20 protein-coding genes and 1 tRNA gene are annotated in these 20,443 nt (G+C 68.8%); 13 read left to right on the top strand and 8 right to left on the bottom strand.

The window, feature by feature from the left end:
• Window positions 1–7 precede the first annotated feature (7 nt).
• The 6 genes from GGR11_RS12110 (at window position 8) to GGR11_RS12085 (ending at window position 6,920) form a co-directional block, all read left to right on the top strand.
• On the top strand, window positions 8–664 hold the full coding sequence (locus GGR11_RS12110) for an LON peptidase substrate-binding domain-containing protein (protein ID WP_183197332.1): 657 nt from the start codon (window positions 8–10) through the stop codon (window positions 662–664).
• A 26-nt stretch (window positions 665–690) separates the two neighbouring features.
• Window positions 691–885 carry a Trm112 family protein gene (locus tag GGR11_RS12105; protein WP_183197330.1) on the top strand — a complete coding sequence of 65 codons (195 nt, stop codon included), beginning with the start codon at window positions 691–693 and terminating at the stop codon, window positions 883–885.
• Window positions 886–968: 83 nt separating this feature from the next.
• On the top strand, window positions 969–1,925 hold the full coding sequence (gene gshB, locus GGR11_RS12100; protein WP_183197328.1) for a glutathione synthase: 957 nt from the start codon (window positions 969–971) through the stop codon (window positions 1,923–1,925).
• Between the two features lie 61 nt (window positions 1,926–1,986).
• A complete protein-coding gene (locus GGR11_RS12095; protein WP_183197326.1) occupies window positions 1,987–3,603 on the top strand; it encodes a YifB family Mg chelatase-like AAA ATPase in 1,617 nt (538 codons plus the stop codon).
• 51 nt (window positions 3,604–3,654) lie between these two features.
• Window positions 3,655–5,190, top strand: coding sequence for a response regulator (locus tag GGR11_RS12090; RefSeq protein WP_183197324.1), 1,536 nt, complete (start codon window positions 3,655–3,657; stop codon window positions 5,188–5,190).
• Window positions 5,191–5,231: 41 nt separating this feature from the next.
• Window positions 5,232–6,920 carry an AmpG family muropeptide MFS transporter gene (locus tag GGR11_RS12085; RefSeq protein ID WP_183197322.1) on the top strand — a complete coding sequence of 563 codons (1,689 nt, stop codon included), beginning with the start codon at window positions 5,232–5,234 and terminating at the stop codon, window positions 6,918–6,920.
• A gap of 92 nt (window positions 6,921–7,012) precedes the next feature.
• Here GGR11_RS12085 and GGR11_RS12080 read toward each other — a convergent pair whose 3' ends face one another.
• On the bottom strand, window positions 7,013–7,150 hold the full coding sequence (locus GGR11_RS12080) for an entericidin A/B family lipoprotein (protein ID WP_183197320.1): 138 nt from the start codon (window positions 7,148–7,150) through the stop codon (window positions 7,013–7,015).
• Window positions 7,151–7,335: 185 nt separating this feature from the next.
• Between GGR11_RS12080 and GGR11_RS12075 the strand changes: the two genes are divergently transcribed.
• From GGR11_RS12075 to rplS, 3 genes are read left to right on the top strand one after another with little or no spacing between them, the layout of a single operon-like run.
• A complete protein-coding gene (locus tag GGR11_RS12075; protein WP_183197317.1) occupies window positions 7,336–9,183 on the top strand; it encodes a DUF885 domain-containing protein in 1,848 nt (615 codons plus the stop codon).
• A gap of 44 nt (window positions 9,184–9,227) precedes the next feature.
• A complete protein-coding gene (gene trmD / locus GGR11_RS12070) occupies window positions 9,228–9,953 on the top strand; it encodes a tRNA (guanosine(37)-N1)-methyltransferase TrmD (protein ID WP_183197315.1) in 726 nt (241 codons plus the stop codon).
• 1 nt (window position 9,954) lies between these two features.
• Entirely contained in the window at window positions 9,955–10,377 is a 423-nt protein-coding gene (gene rplS, locus GGR11_RS12065) for a 50S ribosomal protein L19 (RefSeq protein ID WP_008262119.1), read from the top strand.
• 97 nt (window positions 10,378–10,474) lie between these two features.
• Here rplS and GGR11_RS12060 read toward each other — a convergent pair whose 3' ends face one another.
• The 6 genes from GGR11_RS12060 to GGR11_RS12035 all read right to left on the bottom strand — a co-directional run bounded on the left by GGR11_RS12060 (window position 10,475) and on the right by GGR11_RS12035 (window position 15,567).
• On the bottom strand, window positions 10,475–10,960 hold the full coding sequence (locus tag GGR11_RS12060; protein WP_183197313.1) for a PA2169 family four-helix-bundle protein: 486 nt from the start codon (window positions 10,958–10,960) through the stop codon (window positions 10,475–10,477).
• Between the two features lie 73 nt (window positions 10,961–11,033).
• Window positions 11,034–11,831, bottom strand: a complete 798-nt coding sequence (locus tag GGR11_RS12055; RefSeq protein WP_183197311.1) for a tryptophan 2,3-dioxygenase — start codon at window positions 11,829–11,831, stop codon at window positions 11,034–11,036.
• A 40-nt stretch (window positions 11,832–11,871) separates the two neighbouring features.
• Window positions 11,872–12,402: a CHAP domain-containing protein gene (locus tag GGR11_RS12050; protein WP_183197310.1), complete on the bottom strand. Its 531-nt coding sequence runs from the start codon at window positions 12,400–12,402 to the stop codon at window positions 11,872–11,874.
• A 48-nt stretch (window positions 12,403–12,450) separates the two neighbouring features.
• Window positions 12,451–13,578, bottom strand: a complete 1,128-nt coding sequence (locus GGR11_RS12045; protein WP_183197307.1) for an acyltransferase family protein — start codon at window positions 13,576–13,578, stop codon at window positions 12,451–12,453.
• A gap of 66 nt (window positions 13,579–13,644) precedes the next feature.
• The gene (locus GGR11_RS12040; RefSeq protein ID WP_183197306.1) at window positions 13,645–15,117 is read right to left on the bottom strand and encodes a carotenoid oxygenase family protein; all 1,473 of its coding nucleotides are present in this window, start codon (window positions 15,115–15,117) and stop codon (window positions 13,645–13,647) included.
• Between the two features lie 24 nt (window positions 15,118–15,141).
• The gene (locus GGR11_RS12035; protein ID WP_183197304.1) at window positions 15,142–15,567 is read right to left on the bottom strand and encodes a DUF2141 domain-containing protein; all 426 of its coding nucleotides are present in this window, start codon (window positions 15,565–15,567) and stop codon (window positions 15,142–15,144) included.
• A gap of 257 nt (window positions 15,568–15,824) precedes the next feature.
• Here GGR11_RS12035 and GGR11_RS12030 point away from each other — a divergent pair.
• Window positions 15,825–15,901 (top strand) — tRNA-Ala (locus tag GGR11_RS12030).
• A gap of 23 nt (window positions 15,902–15,924) precedes the next feature.
• Here the strand turns inward: GGR11_RS12030 and GGR11_RS12025 are convergent.
• Window positions 15,925–18,087: a primosomal protein N' gene (locus tag GGR11_RS12025; RefSeq protein ID WP_183197302.1), complete on the bottom strand. Its 2,163-nt coding sequence runs from the start codon at window positions 18,085–18,087 to the stop codon at window positions 15,925–15,927.
• 30 nt (window positions 18,088–18,117) lie between these two features.
• Between GGR11_RS12025 and fsa the strand changes: the two genes are divergently transcribed.
• From fsa to GGR11_RS12010, 3 genes are read left to right on the top strand one after another with little or no spacing between them, the layout of a single operon-like run.
• Window positions 18,118–18,771, top strand: a complete 654-nt coding sequence (gene fsa / locus GGR11_RS12020; RefSeq protein ID WP_183197299.1) for a fructose-6-phosphate aldolase — start codon at window positions 18,118–18,120, stop codon at window positions 18,769–18,771.
• 36 nt (window positions 18,772–18,807) lie between these two features.
• Complete coding sequence (locus tag GGR11_RS12015) at window positions 18,808–19,521, top strand: DUF484 family protein (RefSeq protein WP_183197297.1); 714 nt, start codon at window positions 18,808–18,810, stop codon at window positions 19,519–19,521.
• Entirely contained in the window at window positions 19,503–20,432 is a 930-nt protein-coding gene (locus tag GGR11_RS12010; RefSeq protein WP_183197295.1) for a tyrosine recombinase XerC, read from the top strand. Before GGR11_RS12015 ends, GGR11_RS12010 begins: the two co-directional genes overlap by 19 nt.
• Window positions 20,433–20,443 lie beyond the last annotated feature (11 nt).

Here is a 20,443-nt window from a genome sequence, read left to right as displayed (position 1 = left end):
AGCCTTCATGCCCCAGGGCTATGTTCGAGCACTCGATCTGCCGCAGGTGATCCCGGTGTTCCCGCTGGAGGGGGCCATACTGCTGCCGCGCGGCCAGCTGCCGCTGAACATCTTCGAGCCGCGCTATCTGAACATGGTGGACGACGCCATGGCCGGGGACCGGATCATCGGCCTGGTCCAGCCCAAGGGCGGGACGCCGGCCCTGCCGGGCCTGTCGCCGGTCGGCTGCGCCGGGCGGATCACCGGTTTCGCGGAAACCTCGGACGGGCGGTATCTGATCACCCTGACCGGGGTGTCGCGGTTCCGCATCGCCGCCGAACTGCCGTCCAAGGCGCCCTATCGCCAAGTGCGCGCGGCCTTCGACGCCTATGAGGACGACTTGGCGCCCCCGCCGGAAGAGCCGGACTTCGACCGCGAAGCCTTCCTCGACGCCCTGCGCGCCTACATGACCCACCGGCTGCTGGACATCGACTGGGACACCGCGGAGACCGCGCCGATGGAGGCCCTGGTCAACAGCCTGTCCATGGCCCTGCCGTTCGAACCGGCCGAGAAACAGGCCCTGCTGGAGGCCATGGGCCTGCTGCCCCGCGCCGAAGCCCTGACCGCCCTACTCCGCATCGACGCCGCCGACGCCGGTGACGACGCCGCGCCGTCCATGCAATAAGCGGCCACGCTTTCAGGAACCCGCCAATGAGTGACGCCTTCAACACCCCTGTTTCGGTCGATCCCCGTCTGCTCGAGGTGCTGGTCTGCCCGGTCACGCGCGGCAAGCTGACCTATGACCGCGACGCGGGTGAACTGATCTCGGCCGGCGCCAAACTGGCCTATCCGATCCGCGAAGGCGTGCCGATCATGCTGGCGGAGGAAGCCCGTCCGCTGGACTGAGCCTTAGCCGGCGACCCTTCACTGGCCCTGAGCGCGGCGCGCCAAACGGGCCTCAAGTAGCGCGAAGCGCGATAGGCCCAAGCATGACACTCAAAATCGCCATCCAGATGGACCCGATCGAGGCCGTCGACATCGCCGGGGACACCAGCTTCCTGATGGCCGAGACGGCCCAGACGCGCGGGCATAGGCTGTGGGTCTATGACTTCCGCACCCTGGCCCTGGAGGAGGGCCGTCTCTACTGCCGCGCCCGGCCGATCACCGTGCGGCGCGAGGTCGGGAACCATGTCGATTTCGGCGACTGGGTCCGGCTGGATCTGGCCGAGGATGTGGACGTCATCCTGATGCGCCAGGATCCGCCGTTCGACATGGCCTATGTCACCGCCACCTATCTGCTGGAGACTGTCCATCCGAAGACCCTGGTGGTCAACGACCCGGCCCAGGTGCGTTCGGCGCCCGAGAAGCTGCTGGTCACCGCCTTCACCGGACTTCAGCCGCCGACCCTGATCTCGGCCGATCCCGTCGCCCTGACCGCCTTCCATCAGAAGCACGGCGAGGTGGTGCTGAAGCCCCTGCACGGCAACGGCGGTTCGGGCGTGATCAAGCTGCGCGCCGACGACCCCAATCTGGACGCCCTGATCGAAATCCACGCCGCCGGCAGCCGCGACCCGCTGGTGATCCAGAAATTCATCCCGGCCGTGTCCAAGGGCGACAAGCGCATCCTGCTGATTGACGGCGAGCCGGTGGGCGCGATCAACCGCGTGCCTGCGGCCGGCGCCGTCCGCTCCAACCTGCACGTCGGCGGCACCGCCATGCCGGTCGAACTGACCCCGCGCGACCTGGAGATCTGCGCCGCCATCGGCCCGACCCTGAAAGAGCGCGGCCTGATCTTCGTCGGCATCGACGTGATCGGCGACTATCTGACCGAGATCAACGTCACCTCCCCCACCGGCGCCCAGCAGCTGAAGACCTTCACCGGCATCGACGCCACCGCCCTGATGTGGGACGTCATAGAGAAGAAGTGCGCCGCACAGGTTGCGTGATCGCCACTTGAATTAGATTTCAGTTCATGGTTCGTTCCTTCTGTGGGTGGGGGAGGACGTCATGGTCGCGCGGGTTGTCACGGTCGCCTTCGACGGGGTCGAGGCGCGGCGCGTGGACGTCGAGGTCCAGCTGGTCGGCCAGGACCAGCAGACGGTGTTCAACATCGTCGGCCTGCCGGACAAGGCGGTGGCCGAAAGCCGCGAACGGGTGCGGGGCGCCTTTGCGGGCATCGGCCTGGCGCTTCCGGCCAAACGGATCATCGCCAATCTGGCCCCGGCCGATCTGCCCAAGGAAGGCAGCCATTTCGACCTGCCGCTCGCCCTGGCCCTGATGGCGGCCATGGGAGTGATCGCGCCGGACGCCCTGGACGGCTGGGCCGCCATCGGCGAACTGGGGCTGGACGGCCAGATCGCGCGGGTCGGCGGCGCCCTGCCGGCCGCCGTCGCCGCCGACGCCATGGGCCTGGGCCTGATCTGCCCAGAGGCGACGGGGCCCGAGGCGGCCTGGGCCGGCGGGGCCCGCGTCCTGGCGCCGCGGTCCCTGATCGCCCTGGTCAATCACTTCAAGGGAACCCAGGTCCTGCGCGCGCCCGAGCCCGGCCCCCTGGCCAGCGGCAAGGTCGTGCCGGACCTGCGCGAGGTGAAGGGCCAGGAAGGCGCCAAGCGCGCGCTGGAGATCGCCGCGGCCGGCGGTCACAACCTGTTGTTCATCGGCCCGCCGGGGTCTGGCAAGTCGATGATGGCGCAACGCCTGCCCGGCCTCTTGCCGCCCCTGACCTCGCAGGAGTTGCTGGAGACCTCGATGGTCTGGTCGGTCGCCGGCCTGATCGAGCGGGGGGCTCTGACCCGGGACCGACCGTTCAGAAGCCCCCATCACTCCGCCTCGATGGCGGCTCTGACGGGCGGGGGTCTGCGGGCCAAGCCGGGCGAAGCCTCTCTGGCCCACAACGGCGTCCTGTTCCTCGACGAACTGCCCGAGTACAGCGCCCAGGCCTTGGATTCGCTGCGGGCGCCGCTGGAGACGGGCGAGATCGTGGTGGCCCGCGCCAACGCCCATATCCGCTATCCAGCCCGATTCCAGCTGGTGGCGGCGATGAACCCCTGTCGCTGCGGCATGGGCGGGGCCGGGCGCGGCGCCTGCGGCAAGGCTCCGCGTTGCCAGCGCGACTATCAGAACCGGGTGTCCGGCCCGATGTTCGACCGCATCGACCTGACGGTCGAGACCCCGCCGGTCACCGCCGCCGACATGACCCTGCCGCCCCCGCCCGAAGGCACGGCCGAGGCCAAGGCCCGCGTGGCCGCCGCCCGCGCCATGCAGGAGGATCGGGTCCGCGAGGCGGGGCTGGATCCGGCCCAGGGCCTGAACGCCCGCGCGTCAGGCGACACTCTTGATCGGTTCGCCACGCCCGACGAGGCCGGTCGGATGCTGCTGACGCGGGCAGGTGAGGCCGGAGGCCTGACCGCGCGGGGCTGGACCCGCACCCTGCGGCTGGCCCGCACCATCGCCGATCTGGACGGCTGCACCGGGGTGCTGCGCCGCCACATCGCCGAGGCCTTGATCTACCGCCGCACCACCGTGGGCGCCGAGGCCGACTTCGACCGACGCCAGGCCCAGCGGGGCGAGGGGTCCGAGATCCGGGAAGCGACGGCGGAACAGACGCCCTTCCTCTATTCGTGAGAGGGGCAATCCTTAACCCGCCGGCCCTATATTGTGCGGCCTACGGAGACGATGATGGCGCGACGGGCGGCGACGAAACGGATCGAGACGCAGGCCGTGGACCCGGCCCAGCAGTTCCTGCGGTTGATGAGCCACGAGATGCGCACGCCGCTGAACGGCGTGCTGGGCATGATCAACCTGTTGCAACGCACCCGGCTGGACGGCGCCCAGCGCGCCTATGCCGAGAATGCGCGCCAGTCGGCGGAACATCTGCTGGGCCTGGTCAACGACCTGCTGGACTACGCCCGGCTGGAGGCGGGGGCGCTGGAGTTCGACCTGGCCCCGGTCGATCTGGAAGGCTTGGTGCGCGGCGTCGCCGAACTGCTGAGCCCGCGCGCCCACGACAAGGGGCTGGAGATCGTCTGGTCGGTCGCCGCCGACGCCCCCGACATCCTGGCCGACGAGGGCCGGCTGCGGCAGGTGCTGTTCAATCTGGCCGGTAATGCGGTCAAGTTCACCGAGGCGGGCGGCGTGCGCCTGTCGGTCGAACGCGTCGCCCCCGATGCGGACGACGGTCGCGTCCGCCTAGCCTTCATCGTCGACGACACCGGTCCTGGCGTGCCGCCAGAAGCCCGCGCCCGCATCTTCGAAGAGTTCGGCCACGCCGATTCCTCCGACGCCGTGCGCCATGACGGCGCGGGCCTGGGCCTGGCGGTGGTGCGCAAACTGGCGGCGGCCATGGGGGGAACGGCCACGGTCGAGGATCGGCCGAGCAGCGCCGACGACAGCGCCCAAGGCGGCGCCCGTTTCCGCTTTGAAGCGGCGTTCGAGGCGGTCGCCGCCCCGCGCGACAAGCCGCTACGGGGTCAGACGGTCGCCGTCCGCTCGCCCGACCCCTTCGTCCACGCCGCCGCCGCCGATCAGATCAAGGCGTCCGGGGGCAAGGTCGCCGCCAAGGCCGCCGTGAGCCTGATCGATCATGCGGGGACCCCCGCCGGAGACCTGGCGTCCCTTCCCGCCACCGGGCGGGGCGTCGTGCTGCTGAAGCCCTCCGAGCGGGACCTGATCCCCCGCTACCGGACCGCCGGTTTCCATGGCTATCTGATCAAACCCCTGCGCCGCGCCTCCCTGGCCGAACGGGTTCTGGCCGCTGTGGGCGCCGACCCCGCCGCCGCGACCGCCGCCGCTGCGCCCGAGGACGACCGCGTCGTCCCCGCCCGGTTCGCCGGCGTCCGCGTGCTGCTGGCTGAGGACAATCCGGTCGGCGCCCTTCTGGCCCGCACCCTGCTGCGGCGCGAGGGCTGCACGGTCGAGACCGCCGCCACGGGTCATGAAGCCGTCGCCGCCCTGGCGCGCGCCCGCTACGACCTGGTCTTCATGGACATGCGGATGCCCGGCATGGACGGTCCCGCCGCCGCCCGCGCCATCCGCGCCACGGGCGACGCCACCCCCATCCTGGCCCTGACCGCCAACGCCTTCGCGGAAGATCGACGCCTGTGCCTGGAGGCCGGAATGGACGACCATCTGGTCAAGCCGCTGGACGCCGACGCCCTGCGCGCCGCCCTGGCCCGCTGGACGAAACGTGACATCCGCGCCAAGGTCGGCTGAGTGACAGGCGCCCGCGATTCCGGCCGCCGCCGGAGCCGTGCATGACCGACCTAGCCACCCCCGCCGAAGAAGTCGCAGCCTTGCGGCCTCAGCCCAAGGGATTTGGCGTCATCAAGGCCGCCTTCCGCGAACGTCGGACCTTGGCCATGCTTTTGCTTGGGTTTTCGGCCGGTCTTCCGTTCGCCATGCTGTTCGGCACCCTGAACGCCTGGCTTTCAGAGGTGGACGTCTCGGTCGCAACCATCGGCATACTGTCCTGGGTCGGGCTGTTCGGCGCCTTCAAGTTCCTATGGTCGCCGGCGGTGGGCCTTCGGCTGCCCTTGGTCGCACGAATGGGGCGTCGCCGCTCCTGGCTGGTCGTCTGTCAGTCGGTCCTGGCCGCCGTCTTCCTCGTCATCGCTGCGTCGCATCCGACCGGCGGCGCTATCGGCCTTCTGGCCATGGCCGCCGCTGTCGGCGCCTTCGCCTCCGCCACGCAGGACATCGTCATCGACACCTGGCGGATCGAAGCGGCGGATGACGCCCTGCCGGTCGATCTTTTGTCTTCGGTCTATCAACTGGGGTTCCGCACCGCCGCCCTCGTCGGCGGCGCCGGCGCCCTGGTCCTGGCCGACACGGCCGGGTGGCCGGCGACCTTCATCGCCGCTGCGGTCCTGATGGGGTTGGGGCTGGCCGGAACCCTGATCGCGCCGGAACCGGCCGTCGCGGCCGAGCAGGCCGTGGCGCGCGAACGTGTCGGCTCGCCTCGGCTTCGCCGAGCGGCTCTCCTGATCACCTTGGCGGCCTGGGCCTGGGCGGCCTTCATGTTGGTCCGCTTCATGATCACCGCCCTGACGACGGTTCCAGCGCCCAGCGCCGGCCAGTTCATCCAGTCCTGGGGACCGGGAATCGTGGCGGCGGCGGTTCTACTTCCGGCCGCTCTGGCGGGCGCCCTGGTATGGCGCGGCCGGTCGGCGGTCTCGACGGGTCAGACTTCGATGGGCGTTGCCGATCGCTTCTATGATGCGATTCTCGCCCCGCTCGTGGAACTGATGGGTCGACTCGGCTGGGGCGCCTTGATCGTCCTGGGCCTGGTGCTCAGCTATCGGATCACCGACGGCGTCTGGGGGCCGTTCGCCTATCCCTTCTATCTCGGCACGGAGGGCGGCGGTCTGGGGCGGACGATGACGGAAGTCGCGCTGGCGTCCAAGACGTTCGGCGTCGTTATGACCATTCTGGGCATCGGCCTGGGAGGCTGGGCCTTGGTGGTCGTCGGCCGCATGCCCTGTCTTCTGATCGGCGCCGTCCTCAGCGCCGCCACCAACCTACTGATGATGGACCTGGCGATGGGCGCGCCCGTCATCGATCCCTTCATGAGGGCGACGGGCCTCTACGGCCTGTTCGGCGCATTCGGAGTCGGAGAACCGTTGGCGCGTCTGATGGCCGCAATCGCCGGCGAGAATATCGCGGGCGGCTTCGCGGGCGCGGCTTTCGTCGCCTATCTGTCCGCCCTGTCCAACAGATTGTTCGGCGCGGTGCAGTTCGCCGTCTTTGCGTCCTTGGCCCTGCTTATCGGAACACTGGGGCGCGCGCCGTTGGGAGAACTGGTTGACCGCGAAGGCTTCGCGCCCATGTTCCAGTTCGCAGCCCTTATCGGGCTGGTCGCCGTCGCCTTCTGCCTACTGGAATGGGTTCGCCTTACGTTCGAACGCCGCAAATTGGAGCGTGCGACCGTCGGCGCCGCCGACTAATCCGCTTCTGGTCGGATTACGAGACGGACGACGCCCAAGAAAAGGCCCGCCGGACGCCGGCGGGCCTTCTTTCGTTCCAGTGTTGGCCGGTCCTAGTGCTTGGCGCTTTCGGCGCCCTGGCTGACGGCCGAACCGGCTGCGGAGACGTCGCGGCCGACGCCCGAGATGGTGTTGCAGGCCGACACGGCCAGGGCGGCGGCGACGATGGAGAGGGCGATGATCTTGCGCATGGTGAAAACCCGGATGTTATGGTCAAGCTGTCCCCCAACGCCGCGCCTGGACATAGGTTGCATCAAGCGGCGCCATATCGCGATTTCGACCGATCCCTGTTGGATGGTGACGCTGCCGTGCTGACACGCTTGCGTCGGACGGGCGACGCCCCGAAGGTGGACGCCTGTTCTTTGAGGGGTTGTTCATGCGTCGTCTTCTGATCTCGTCCGTCGCCGGCCTGGCGGTGCTGTCCGGCGTTCCGGCCCTGGCCCAGACGCCAAACGTAGCGCCGACCACCGCGCCGTCGCCCCAGGCCCAGAGCGAGGACGTGCGGCTGAACGCCTTCTTCGAAGAGGCCTTCCAGGCCCGCATCGCCCTCAGCCCGCAACAGATGACGTCCCTGGGGATCAAGACCGATTACGACAAGCTGGACGATGTGTCGGACGCCGCCGCCGACCGCGCCCTGGCCCTGTCCGAAAGCCAGCTGGCGCGGATGAAGGCCGAGTTCGACCCCGAGAAACTGGGGCCTCAGGCGCGGTTGTCGTGGCGAATGTTCGAATACGGGGTGCAGCAGGCGCGGCTGTCGAACCAGTGGCGCGACTGGGGCTTTCAGTTCGCCGCCAACGGCAATCCGACCACCAGCCTGCCCGTCTTCCTGATCAACAACCACCGCGTCTCCAGCGTCGCCGACGCCGAAGCCTATGTCGCCCGCCTGCGCGCCGCCCAAGTCCAGATGAGCCAGGTCGCCGACGAACTTCGCCAACGCGCGGCGGCCGGCGTGGTGTCGCCCCGCTTCGTCTTTGAACCCTCCATCGCCAATACCCGCAACGTCATCTCCGGCGCCCCGTTTGACGACGGCGCGGACAATCCGGTCTGGGCCGACTTCAACAAGAAGGTCGCGGCGCTGGAGGCCGATCAGGCGACGAAGGACCGGTTGCTGTCCGATGGCCGCGGCGCCCTGACCGGTCCTTACAAGACCGGGTTCGACACCGTGCTGGCGGCCCTGGCCGAGGTTCAGCCTCTGGCCGACAGCGACGCCGGCGTGTGGCGCCTGCCGCAGGGCGCGGCCTATTACAACGCCCGGCTCCAGCTCTCGACCACCACCGACCTGACCGCCGACCAGATCCACCAGATCGGCCTGGACGAGGTCGCCCGCATCCAGGCCGAGATGGAAGTCATCAAGGCCCAGGTCGGCTTCACCGGCACGCTGCAGGAATTCTTCGTCTTCCTGAAGACCGATCCGCGCTTCCAGTATCCAAATACGCCTGAAGGCAAGGAGCAGTATCTGACCGACGCGCGCGGCTTCATCGCCCAGGTGATGGCGGCGGCGCCGCAGTGGTTCTCGAACCTGCCCAAGGCGGCGCTGGAGGTGCGAGCGGTGGAGCCGTTCCGCGAGGCGACGGCCTCGATCGCCTTCTACAACTCGCCGGCGCCGGACGGCTCGCGGCCGGGCATCTATTACGTCAACCTGTCGGACATGACCCAGGTGCTGAAGCCCCAGATCGAGGGCATCAGCTATCACGAGGGGGCGCCCGGCCACCATTTCCAGATCGCCTATGCACAAGAGATCGAGGGCCTGCCCCGCTTCCGCCGCTTCGGCGGCTACGGCGCCTACGCCGAGGGTTGGGGGCTCTATGCGGAGCAGCTGGGCAAGGAGATGGGCTTCTATCAGGATCCCTATTCCGACTTCGGCCGTCTTTCGACCGAGCTGTGGCGCGCGGTGCGTCTGGTGACGGACACCGGCCTGCACGCCAAGCGCTGGAGCCGCGAACAGGCGATGGACTATTTCCGCCAGAACTCCCTGCTGTCGGAACGCGACATCGAAAAGGAAGTCGAGCGCTACATCACCAATCCCGGCCAAGCGACCAGCTACAAGATCGGCGAGCTGAAGATCGAGGAACTGCGCGACCGGGCCAGGGCGGCCCTGGGCGACCGGTTCGACATCAAGGACTTCCACGCCGTGGTCCTGGGATCCGGCTCGGTGCCGCTGGACGTGCTGGAAGACCAGGTCGACGGCTGGATCGCGGCGGGCGGCGGGGCGCCGACGACCTGACCCGGCTCGCCTTTCCGGTCACAGGGCGGTAAAGGGCGCGCGCCATGCCCTTCACCGCGACCGTCCTGACCATGTTTCCCGAGGCCTTTCCCGGCCCGCTCGGCGTGTCGCTGATCGGCACGGCCTGGCGCGAGAAGGGCCTTTGGAGCCTGGATACGGTTGACATTCGCGCCTTTTCCACAGATACGCGCGGCTTCCTGGACGACACCCCTGCGGGTGGCGGCCCGGGAGCTGTGCTTAAGGCGGACGTGGTGGCTCGGGCGGTGGATAGCCTGCCGGGACCGAAACGGCCGCTTTTGTACATGAGCGCCCGGGGTCGGCCCCTGACCCAGGCGCGCGTCAAGGAATGGGCGAAAGCCGACGGAATCGTCGTGCTGTGCGGTCGTTTCGAGGGGGTGGATCAGCGGGTGCTGGACGCCCGCGGGTTCGAGGAGGTCTCGGTCGGAGACGCGGTGCTCGCCGGCGGCGAGGCGGCGGCCATGGTCGTGATCGAGGCGTGCGTAAGACTGATCCCCGGAGTGCTCGGCGCGGCAGACAGCCTGTCGTCAGAAAGCTTCGAGGACGGGCTTCTGGAACACCCGCAGTACACGCGACCGCGGACGTTCGAGGGGCTGGAGATACCCGAGGTGCTGCTGTCGGGCGACCACAAGAAGGTCGCCAAATGGCGCGAGGCGCAGCGGGAAGAGACCACGCGAGAGCGACGACCAGACCTCTGGGAAGCGCATCTCGCCAAATCACAGGCAAAGAGCGCAAAGCTCGAGGAGAAATGACATGAACATCGTTCAACAGCTGGACGCCGAAGAAAAAGCCCGCGTCCTGGGCGAACGCACCATCCCGGTCTTCCAGCCCGGCGACACCCTGCGCGTCAACGTGAAGATCAAGGAAGGCGAGCGCGAGCGCGTCCAGGCCTTCGAAGGCGTCTGCATCGCCCGTGACGGCGGCGGCATCAGCGAGACCTTCACCGTCCGCAAGATCTCGTTCGGCGAAGGCGTCGAGCGTAAATTCCCCATTCTGTCGCCGAACATCGAGTCGATCGAAGTGAAGCGCCGCGGCGTCGTGCGTCGCGCCAAGCTCTATTATCTGCGCGATCGTCGCGGCAAGTCGGCCCGGATCGCCGAACGCCAGACCGTCCGTCCCGCCAAGGGCGTCGTGGTTCCGGAAACCGGTTCGGCCGCCAAGGGCGACGAAGCCTGATTTGACTTTGCGGCGCGCGGCTTGAGCGCGGATCGTGCTTAAATGACGAAGGCCCCGGCGACAGCGCCGGGGCCTTTTTCATGCGCGGTGACTGACCCTACTGCGGGTACAGGGGATTGGACGCGTCCCTCTGGCCTTCCAGGCTGCGATTCAGGTCGTGAACCTCGTCATGATCGGCCTTCACCACGGCATAGGCCCGGCGGATGGTCTCTCGGGTCGTGGCCGAGATACTGGGGTCTTCCAGCGCCCTTTCGAACTTGGCGGCGATGAAGCCTTCGCCGCTGTCGATGGAGCCGACGACCGTGTCGTCGTTGCGCAGCAGGGCGTGTTTGACGTCGAGAAAGGCGCGGTGGGCCTTGGCCAGGATCGAGCCCTTGGATTCCGGGTCGCCGCCCAGGCCCCGCACGGCCTCGGACAGGTCGTCCGCCACCTGCTGGCGTTCGATGCTGCGGCGCTCGAACAGACTGGTGTAATCGGGATCGCGGGATTCCACAGCGGCTTCGCCATAGCCGTCGGCGCTGTCCAGAGTCGTCTCGATCAGGCCGTTCAGAACCTTGATGTCGTGGGCGTTGGGATTGGTCATGTCTTCCGTTCCTCCGCGATTGCGGTCGAACGGCGAAATGGCTGGGCGAGGCCTTGGTTGCCGCCCCACGACATCAAAGTTTGGTGCGCAGGGACCACAGTTCCGGGAAGCAGCGCTTGGTCAGGGTCGAGGCCAGATAGGCCGCCCCCTCGGTGCCGCCGGTGCCGCGCCGCCGGCCGATGATCCGCTCGACCGTGACGACGTGCTTGTGCCGCCATGTCAGCAGGGCGTCATCCAGATCGACCAGCTTCTCGGCCAGTTGGTACAGGGCCCACCACCGCTCGGTGTCGCGATAGACCTCCAGCCAGGCCGCCTCGACGGCTTCCGAGGGCTCGTAGGGCTGTGTCACGTCGCGATCCAGCACCTCGGCCGGTATGGGCAGGCCGGCCTTGGCCATCTGCGCCAGGGCGTCGTCGTACAGGCTGGGGGCGGCGATGGCGGCCTGGAGCGCGGCCAGGGCTTCGGGCCGATCCGTATGGAACTTCAGGAAGCTGGCGTCCTTCAGGCCCAGCATGGCCTCGAACCGACGGAACTGGTCGCTCTGGAAGCCCGAGGACGACCCCAGCGAGCCCCGGAACCGCAGATAGTCCGACGGGGTCATGGTCGAAAGGATGTCCCAGCTGTGGGTCATCACCGCCTGGATGCGCGAAACCCGGGCCAGGCTCTTGTAAGCCGGGACCAGGTCGCCGGCGCGAACCAGCTGCTGGGCCAGGGCTGTCTCGTGCAGGATCTGCTTCAGCCACAGCTCCTTGGTCTGGTGGATGACGACGAACAACATTTCGTCGTGCTGGTCTGACAGCGGATGCTGGGTCGAGAGCAGGTCGTCCAACGCCAGATAGCCGGCGTAGGTGATGTCGCTGGATTGGGTCATGCGTCGCTATCGCCCGCAGGGGGCGGATGCGCAAGTCGGCCTAGTGCTGGCCTTGGCTCGAAGCGTTCGACGCGATCTGACGCCCGGCGTCGAAGGCGTCGCGGGCGCCTTTGTAGATGAAGCCGTAGGTTGGATAGACGGTCGTGCCCAGGCCGTTGATCGGATTGTACCAGACCTTGACCTGGGACCAGTCGTTGGAGGGAGAAACGTCAACGACGGTGACGTTTTCCTCGACCCTGCCGCGGCTGCCGCCCCAGTTGGCGTGGGTCACGCGCACGACCCGGTCGGTCAGGATGTCGGAGACGACGGCGACATGGCCCCGGCTCATCCGGCCTTCGGGACGGAAGACCAGGACCGAACCCGTTTCGGGCGCGTCGCCGGTGCGGAACTTCTCGGTGGCCTGACGCCACCAGGTCCAGGCGTCGCCGAAGATGTTGATGCCCGAGAACATGCGGGCGAAGGTCACGCACTGCCAGTACGGCTCATCGGCCTTTGCGGAAACGGGGGTGACGCCCAGCGCAAAAAAACCGAGGGTCGCCGCAACCGCGGCGGCTTTGAGCCGTTTCATCATGCTGAGGTCTCGTCCCGACTGCCGATGGTCTTTTTAGACCATAGGAAATTAGGATTGAAAAACCCTTTTCGGCGTATCGCCGTCCTGTGGTTTGTCGCTTGACGCTGTTTTGCGTCCTTGCGCCATACCTCTCAAAGCCTTGCGTGCCGGGTGTTCCACCAGGTGGTAGGACAGGGCCGCCACGACCGGCAAAAGCGCGAAAATCGCCAACCACACGAAAAGTTGAAGCTGCTTGTCCGGAGCGTCGGTCAGCTTGGCCGCAAGGTTAACGGCTAGCAGCTTCCAAGGTACGCAGACCATATAGACCGAATAGCTGATCTCCCCCAGATAGACCGCCGGCTTGGACGCCAGCCATCCGGCCCGTTCGTTCGGCAGCGACGCCAGCGACAGGATCAGTGCGCCGGCCAGCAGCACCGTGACGCCGTCCCACAGGCCCAGGGCCGCGCTCAGCACCATGAGGCCGAACGACACGGCCGAGGCGGTCCAGGGCGCCTTCAGCGGCGCCTTGCGGTAGACGAGGTACAGGGCGCAGCCCAGGGCGAAACAGGGCACGATGCGCAAGGCGCCCCAGCGGATGGTCGCCTCGGTCAACGGAAAGCCCGCGACGCGCTCGAACCCGTAATAGAGCACCGCCAGAAAGGCCGCCGCGCCGACCACGGCCGCCACCGGCTTCTCACGCGCGCGCCAGAAGACGAAGGCGAACAGGGGGAAACAGAGATAGGCGAACCATTCGGCCGAAATCGACCAGGACGGGTGGTTCCAACCAGCGACGGGGGCCAGGCCCCAGGCGTGGACCATCAGCAGATTGGCCGGAAGCGAGACCCACGACAGCACATTGCTGTCCACGCTCATCCCGGCGACCAGGGCGACGGCGGCCAACAGCCCCACCCCGACCAGGGTCGCGATATGGAGGGGATAGACCCGCGCCACCCGCGCCCACAGGAAGCCGCGATACGAAAACCGCTTCTCGCCCGCCGACTGAAGATAGACATGGCTGAGGATGAAGCCGGACAGGACGAAGAACAGTTCGACCCCCAGATAGCCCTTGTCGACAAGGCCGGACGACCCGGCGCCGGCAAGGTTTTCCCAGAAGGTGTAGACGGCCACCCAGATCGCCGCGCCGAAACGCAGGGCGGTGATGGGGCGCAGATCGGCGGGCGTCTGGACGGGGGTCATGGTCTCACCTTGGCACGTCGGGCTTTGCGAACCGTGAAGGCCCGCAAGCGCCGTGCCTTGGCCACCCTATCCCACCCAGGTTCCGTGGAAGCCTGCGGGGAGGGCCGTGTCCGCCTGCCAGGTCGCCACTGGCCCGTCCTCGACATGGGCCGCGTCGAAGACGTGCAGTTCGGTGCGCCCGGCCTTCAGATTGACCGACGGTCCGACCAGCCAGGCGTCGGTCTCGGCCGTGGCGCCGGGCTTGGGCACGAAGACCGTCTCCTCGACGATCTGATGAAGCCCGAAGGTGAAGCCGTGCGACCGGCCGCTGTCCCAGTCCTGCACGGCCAGACCCGTGGGCAGGGGGCGCCCCGTGGTTTCGCCGCTGGTGTGAACGGTCAAGCTGCGCTTCAGCCCCAGACGACGGGGGTCGGCCTTTGGAAACTCGCCGACGGCGTCGGTCGTCAGCATGTCAGCCTTGCCGTCGGGGCGCAGGGTGACCAGGGCCAGTTTCGCCGGGTCGCCCGGCACGACGCCATGGCCTTCGACCAGCACCCGCGCGCCGGCGACGGCGAAGCGCGGATCGCCGCTGGCGGCGACGTCGAAACGGATGGTACCGTCGCGTTCGGCCCAGGCGTCGCCCAGATGGAAATGGAAGAAGCCCGGCAGCTCATAGAGGCGTGACTGCGTGAGGTCGTCCTTGTCCAGCACCATGACCTGTGTCCCGGTCTCCGGACGCCACACCAGGCCATTGATGACGGGCATGGCCTGGCGTTCCTGGATCCAGGGCTGAAGCACCAGGATCAGGTGCCGGTCGGTGGCGGTGAAGTCGTGCATATAGCTGGCGCGCGGCAGGCGGACGATCTCGGCCCGGTTCAGTCCGCCGTCGGCGTTCAGCCGCCAGATCACGGCTTGGGCGCCGGCCGTGCCCACGTTCCAGATCGAGCCGTCGGGCGCGCGCCGAGGGTGGGCCTGGAACGGCATGCCTTTCAGATCTTCCCGCAGGGTGACGAAGCCCTGGGTCGACAGGTCGGACGCATCCATCGCCAGGGGCGAACCGCCTTCCCACAAGGCCCAGATCTGGTCTCCCGCCGCCAGGACGGCCGTGTTGGCGGCGCTGGCGTCGTCGTTCGAGCTGACCCGCGCGCGTGGGTCGCCGCCGGTCCCGAACCCCGGGGTCACGACGGCGTCCAGTTCGGTCTCGACCCGGCGCTTGGGCGTATCGGCGAACCGGGCCTCCAGCGTGGCCTGGCCGTCCTGGATGCGGAAGGCCCGCATCAGGCCGTCGCCGTCGAACCAGTGGGTGACGGACCCGCCCGGCCGTCGGAACCGACCCGGTCCGTTGCGGAACAAGGCGCCCTCCAGCCCCGCCGGCGCCCGGCCGTGGATCAGGCGCATCGTCTGACGCGGCAGATCGCCCTCGACGTCGCGGGTGGCCAGGGCCCAGTCCGCCTGGGCGGCGGCGTCAAGGGCGGCGGCGGCGCGGACCATCTCGGGCGTGGCGACGGCGGCCGACAGCGCAGCGGCGGCCAACAGGAAGGAACGGCGGGACGGGATCATGATCTGGCTCCGGACAGGGTCTGATTATTTCAGGGCGATGGTCTGGACGACCGCGCCGGTCGCTGTGAACTTCGCGCGCGCCCAGGACGCCGGACCCATGTTTCCGGCGGCGTTGTTCGAGAAGGCGAAGGGCTCGATCGGCATGCCGAACGGATTGGTGTTCATCTTCCCGTCGCCGTCGACGTCATGGAAGGCGCGCATCGCATAGTCGCCGTCCGGCAGGTCCTCGAACCTGACCTGTTTGGAAGCGGCTGCTGCGTCCACCATGGCGTAACGAACCGGCTGGCCCTCGCCGCCGTAGTTGGCCTCGCTGTCGAACAGGGCGACCATGATCCGCCCGGTCGGCGCAGCGACGTCAAAGTCGAAGGTGACGTCGGCGGCCAAGGCGGAGGTCGACGCCAGGGCGGTTGCAAGAGCAGCGGAAGCGCAAAGGGCGGAAAGGGTCTTCATGGCGGGCGTCCTGTTCATGCCGGGCCGGCGACCGGCCCTCGATGACTGGACCCTGAAGACGGGGGCACGCCTTCGCCATCGGACATGCGGGAGCAACCACCCGGCCTTCGTGAATGACCGTCTCCGCCGCCGACGATGCGCGGGTCGCCGCCCGCCCGATGAGTTTTCGCGCCCCATATCGCCGCTACGGCGCGTTACATGTCGAAACGCGCCTGACATCAGCCGCAGCCAAGCCCGTGGCAGTCTGCACGCGTTACGGCCTGGTGGCGGAGTGGCTACGCGGCGGGCTTGCAAGCCCGAAAACCCTCCGTTCGACTCGGAGGCCAGGCCTCCATCCTCGTTGCGGCCATGGGGCGGTCAGAGGAAGGAGTAGGGATCGACGTCCACCGTCAGCCGGACCGAGGCGGGGATTTTCACCCGCGTCAGCCAGGCGCGCAGGAAGGCCTGAAGATTGACGTCGCGGTCCGCCCGCACCAGCAGCCGCTTGCGCCGCCGTCCGCGCACCAGGGCCAGGGGCGCGTCGGCGGGGCCATAGACCTCCAGCCGTTCGGCGTTGGGAATGGCCTGGGCCAGGTCGGCGGCGACCTTCTCCACCGCCGCCGCATTCTCGCTGGACACGATGATCGCCGCCAACCGGCCGAAGGGGGGCAGGGCGGCGGCTTCCCGCTCGGCCATCTCCGCCTCGACGAAGGCGTCCCGGTCGCCGGCCGCCAGGGCCTGAAGCACCGGGTGTTCGGGCGTCCAGGTCTGCAAAATGGCCCGCCCCGGTCGGTCGGCGCGGCCCGCCCGCCCTGTCGCCTGGGCCAGCAGCTGATAGGTCCGCTCGGCCGCCCGCAGGTCGCCGCCCCGCAAGCCCAGGTCCGCATCCACCACCCCGACCAGGGTCAGGCGCGGGAAGTTGTGGCCCTTGGCGGCGGCCTGGGTGGCGACCAGAATGTCGATCTCGCCGTCGGTCATCCGCTGGATCAAGGCCCGGGCCGACTTGGCGTCGGGCACGGTGTCGGAGCTGAACACCGCCGTCCGCGCCTCGGGGAACAGCTGGCGCACCTCTTCCTCGACCCGTTCGACGCCGGGGCCGACCGAGACGAGGGAATCCTCAGCCCCGCATGACGGGCACTGTTTGGGCCGCGCCATGGAGAAGCCGGTCAGGTGACAGACCAGTCGGCCGGTGTAGCGGTGCTCGACCAGCCAGCTGTCGGTGTCCGGCGCCGTCAGCCGGTGCCCGCAGACGCGGCACAGGACGACGGGCGCATAACCGCGCCGGTTCAGGAACAACAGGGTCTGCTCGCCGCGCGCCAGGGTCTCGGCCACCGCCAGACGCAGCGGTTGCGACAGCCATGTCTGGGGATCGGGCGTGTGCTGGCGCAGGTCCAGCAGTTCGATATCGGGCATCACCGCCACACCGTGACGCGCGCCCAGCTTCAGCCAGTCATACCGCCCGGCCTGGGCGTTCCACAGGGTTTCCAGCGACGGCGTCGCCGAGGCCAGAACCACGGCCGCCTTTTCGATCCGCGCTCGCGCCACCGCCAGATCCCGTCCGTGATAGACCAGACCCTCTTCCTGTTTGAACGAACTGTCGTGCTCCTCGTCCACCACGATCAGCCGCAGATTGACGAAGGGCAGGAACAGGGCCGAACGGGCGCCGACCACGATATTGCACCGGCCGGCGACCACCGCCTCCCAAACCTGACGCCGGCGCGGTGGCGCGACGCCGGAATGCCATTCGGCCGGGGCGGCGCCGAACCGGGCCGTGATCCGCTCGATCAGGGCCTGGGTCAGGGCGATTTCGGGCAGAAGGATCAGGATCTGCGCCGCCGGATCGGCCCGCAGCACCCGTGCGATCGCCTCCAGATAGGCCTCGGTCTTGCCCGACCCCGTGACCCCGTCCAGCAGGAAGGGGCGAAAGCCGCCGCCGGTGACGCCGTCAACCAGGGCCGCCGCCGCCGCCGCCTGGTCGCCGTTCAGGGTCGCCGGGGCGTGGTCGGGGTCGGGCCGGTCGAACGCCGCCTCCGCCGCGATCTCGACGATCTCCAGAACGCCCTCGTCGATCAGTCCCTTGATCACGCCTGACGACACGCCGGCGGAGCGCGCCAGATCGGCGCCCGCCATGGCGCGCTCACCCAGGGCCTCAAGCACGCCTGTCCGGGCCGGGGTGGCGCGCGCCGGCTGGCGGTCGCCGACCCGCCGCACCTTGCGTTCCGGCCGGGGACTCGGTGCGCGCAGCCCCTTCAGCGCCGTCGCCGCCATCTCGCCGGGCGGGGAAAGGGTCCAGCGCCCGGCCCATTCGACGAAATCCATCACGCCGGCCGGCAGGGCGGGATCGTCCAGTCTCGAGTCGACCGATTTCAGCCGCCGGTTGGAGCCGGTGGTCTCGAACACCTCGGACACCACGCCCCGGATCAGCCGTGGGCCCAGGGGCACGGCCACCTGATCGCCGCGCGCCAGGGTCATGCCTTCGGGCGCCTCGTAATCGAAGGCTTCCGGCACGGGCAGGGGAATGAGGACCGAGGCGACTTTCACCGAACTTCGCCCTCGGCTATGAAGCCGTCCATGAAACTCTTTCTCGATACCGCCGACGTCGCCATCATCAAGGACATGATCCCCACCGGAATGGTGGACGGCGTCACCACCAATCCGTCGCTGATCGCCAAGTCGGGTCGGAACATCGCCGAGGTCATCGCCGAAATCTGCGCCCTGGTCGAGGGGCCGATTTCCGCCGAGGCCGTCTCGCTCGATTTCGAGACCATGGTCAAGGAGGGCGACAAGCTCGCCGCCATCGCCCCGAACGTGGTCGTGAAACTGCCCCTGACCTGGGACGGCCTGCGCGCCTGCCGCGTCTTCACCGACAAGGGGATCCAGACCAACGTCACCCTGTGCTTCTCCGCCGCCCAGGCCCTGCTGGCCGCCAAGGCCGGCGCCACCTTCGTCTCGCCCTTCGTCGGCCGACTGGAAGACAATGGCGCCGACGGCATCGCCCTGCTGGAAGAGATCCGCGTCCTCTATGACGTGCACGGTTTCGAGACCCAGATCCTGGCCGCCTCGCTGCGCAATGTCGCCCATGTGGCCGCCGCCGCCGTCGCCGGATCGGACGCCGCCACCTTCGGCGCCGACACATTCAAGGCCCTGGTAAAGCACCCGTTAACCGACAGAGGTCTTGATGCCTTCGTGGCGGACTGGGCCAAGACCGGTCAGTCCATCCTGTAAATCGCGCGTCACGGAGAGGTCTGTTTGAGCGGCTCATTGGACCTTTTCGAAACCTCCGAGGCGGAGCCGGTCCCCCATCTGGGCGACGGCCTGCACTGGCCCGAGGTGCGCGGCTGGCTGCAGACGCACGCCCAGACCCTGCTGGACGATCGCTCCCTGCTGGAGGAGATCGGCCTGCGTCCGCACGGTCGCAATGTGGTCGAGTTCGGCGCCGCCGCCCTGACCCGGCTCGAGGCGGTGGTCGAACGCGAGACCGGCGCCCGGCGCGAGGTCGAGATGATCGCCCGGGCCAATTTCGCCGCCCAGACCCAGACCCATGTCGCCGCCCTGGACCTGATGGAGGCGCGCAACCATTCCGACCTGGCGCGCCGTCTGGATGCGGCGGCCCAGGGTCGGTTCGGTCTGGCCGGCGCCGCCATCGCCATGGAAAAGCCGGGCGGCGTGCCCTTCGGTTGGCGTGCGCTGGAGCCGGGCGCGGTGGACAATCTGCTGGGCGAGCATGGCCTGACGTGGCTGGGGCCGGTGTTCGAGGGACTGGACCTGTTCGGCGCGGCCGCCGATCAGGTGAAGTCGGTCGCCCTGATCCGCATGGCCCCGCATCTGACGCCGGGCGAACCGCCCCGGTCCTGCCTGTGCGCCTTCGGCTCGCCCGAGGAAGCGGGTTTCACCCCGACCATGGGCTGCGAACTGGCGGCCTTCCTGGCCCGGGTGGTGGAGCGGATGGCCGAGCGATGGCCGGTGTTGAACTGACCGCCGCCGACGCCCTGCTCGCCTGGCTCGAGCATCTGGCGCACGAGCGGCGGCTGTCGCCGCGCACCCTCGAGGCCTACGGCCATATCGGTCGGCTGTATGTCGCCTTCCTCGAACGCCATCGCGGCGAGGCCCTGACGTTGAAGACGCTGGGAACCGTCACCGCCGCCGAGGTCCGCGCCCATCTGGCGGACCGCCGATCCGGCGATCATCCCCTGGCGGCCCGGTCCCTCAGCCAGACCCTGTCGGCCATTCGCGGCTTTCACGCCTTTCTCGACCGGCGGCTGGACACGCCCGCCCCCCAGCTGGCCCTGGTGCGCGGCCCCCGGATCAAGCCGTCCCTGCCCCGGCCCGTGACGGAGGATCAGGCGCGCGGCCTGTTGGCCGAACCCGACGCCGACCCGGACGCCGAACCCTGGGAGGCCGCGCGCGACCGCGCCGTCCTGACCCTGCTCTACGGCTGCGGCCTGCGAATTTCCGAGGGCCTGTCCCTGACCCGGGCCGACGCCCCGCTGGGCGAAACCCTGCGTGTTCTCGGCAAGGGATCAAAGACCCGGATCGTCCCGGTCCTGCCGGCGGTCCGCGCAGCCGTGGACGCCTATCTGGCGCTCCAGCCCTTTCCGCTTCAGCCGTCCGACGCCCTGTTCCGCGCCCGGCGCGGCGGTCCGCTCAGCCCGCGCCACGTCCAGGCGTCGGTCCAGCGGCTGCGCGGGCGGCTGGGCCTGCCTGAACGCACCACCCCCCACGCCCTGCGCCACAGTTTCGCGACTCATCTGCTGAGCGCCGGCGCCGACCTGCGCTCGATCCAGGAACTGCTGGGCCACGCCAGCCTGTCGACGACCCAGAAATACACCGGCGTCGACGCTGAACGCCTGCTGAACGCCTATGCGGCGGCCCATCCCCGCGCGTAAGCCCCAACTCC

Source organism: Brevundimonas mediterranea, from assembly GCF_014196125.1.
Taxonomy (GTDB): domain Bacteria; phylum Pseudomonadota; class Alphaproteobacteria; order Caulobacterales; family Caulobacteraceae; genus Brevundimonas; species Brevundimonas mediterranea.
Note: the sequence above shows the minus strand (reverse complement) of the source record. Positions and strands in the feature narration are given on the sequence as shown.

Excerpts from the sequence above, each read along its gene's own strand:
- GGR11_RS12110 (WP_183197332.1), top strand. The coding sequence starts at position 8 with ATGCCCCAGGGCTATGTTCGAGCACTCGATCTGCCGCAGGTGATCCCG.
- GGR11_RS12105 (WP_183197330.1), top strand. The coding sequence starts at position 691 with ATGAGTGACGCCTTCAACACCCCTGTTTCGGTCGATCCCCGTCTGCTC.
- gshB (WP_183197328.1), top strand. The coding sequence starts at position 969 with ATGACACTCAAAATCGCCATCCAGATGGACCCGATCGAGGCCGTCGAC.
- GGR11_RS12095 (WP_183197326.1), top strand. The coding sequence starts at position 1,987 with ATGGTCGCGCGGGTTGTCACGGTCGCCTTCGACGGGGTCGAGGCGCGG.
- GGR11_RS12090 (WP_183197324.1), top strand. The coding sequence starts at position 3,655 with ATGATGGCGCGACGGGCGGCGACGAAACGGATCGAGACGCAGGCCGTG.
- GGR11_RS12085 (WP_183197322.1), top strand. The coding sequence starts at position 5,232 with ATGACCGACCTAGCCACCCCCGCCGAAGAAGTCGCAGCCTTGCGGCCT.
- GGR11_RS12080 (WP_183197320.1), bottom strand. The coding sequence starts at position 7,150 with ATGCGCAAGATCATCGCCCTCTCCATCGTCGCCGCCGCCCTGGCCGTG.
- GGR11_RS12075 (WP_183197317.1), top strand. The coding sequence starts at position 7,336 with ATGCGTCGTCTTCTGATCTCGTCCGTCGCCGGCCTGGCGGTGCTGTCC.
- trmD (WP_183197315.1), top strand. The coding sequence starts at position 9,228 with ATGCCCTTCACCGCGACCGTCCTGACCATGTTTCCCGAGGCCTTTCCC.
- rplS (WP_008262119.1), top strand. The coding sequence starts at position 9,955 with ATGAACATCGTTCAACAGCTGGACGCCGAAGAAAAAGCCCGCGTCCTG.
- GGR11_RS12060 (WP_183197313.1), bottom strand. The coding sequence starts at position 10,960 with ATGACCAATCCCAACGCCCACGACATCAAGGTTCTGAACGGCCTGATC.
- GGR11_RS12055 (WP_183197311.1), bottom strand. The coding sequence starts at position 11,831 with ATGACCCAATCCAGCGACATCACCTACGCCGGCTATCTGGCGTTGGAC.
- GGR11_RS12050 (WP_183197310.1), bottom strand. The coding sequence starts at position 12,402 with ATGATGAAACGGCTCAAAGCCGCCGCGGTTGCGGCGACCCTCGGTTTT.
- GGR11_RS12045 (WP_183197307.1), bottom strand. The coding sequence starts at position 13,578 with ATGACCCCCGTCCAGACGCCCGCCGATCTGCGCCCCATCACCGCCCTG.
- GGR11_RS12040 (WP_183197306.1), bottom strand. The coding sequence starts at position 15,117 with ATGATCCCGTCCCGCCGTTCCTTCCTGTTGGCCGCCGCTGCGCTGTCG.
- GGR11_RS12035 (WP_183197304.1), bottom strand. The coding sequence starts at position 15,567 with ATGAAGACCCTTTCCGCCCTTTGCGCTTCCGCTGCTCTTGCAACCGCC.
- fsa (WP_183197299.1), top strand. The coding sequence starts at position 18,118 with ATGAAACTCTTTCTCGATACCGCCGACGTCGCCATCATCAAGGACATG.
- GGR11_RS12010 (WP_183197295.1), top strand. The coding sequence starts at position 19,503 with ATGGCCGGTGTTGAACTGACCGCCGCCGACGCCCTGCTCGCCTGGCTC.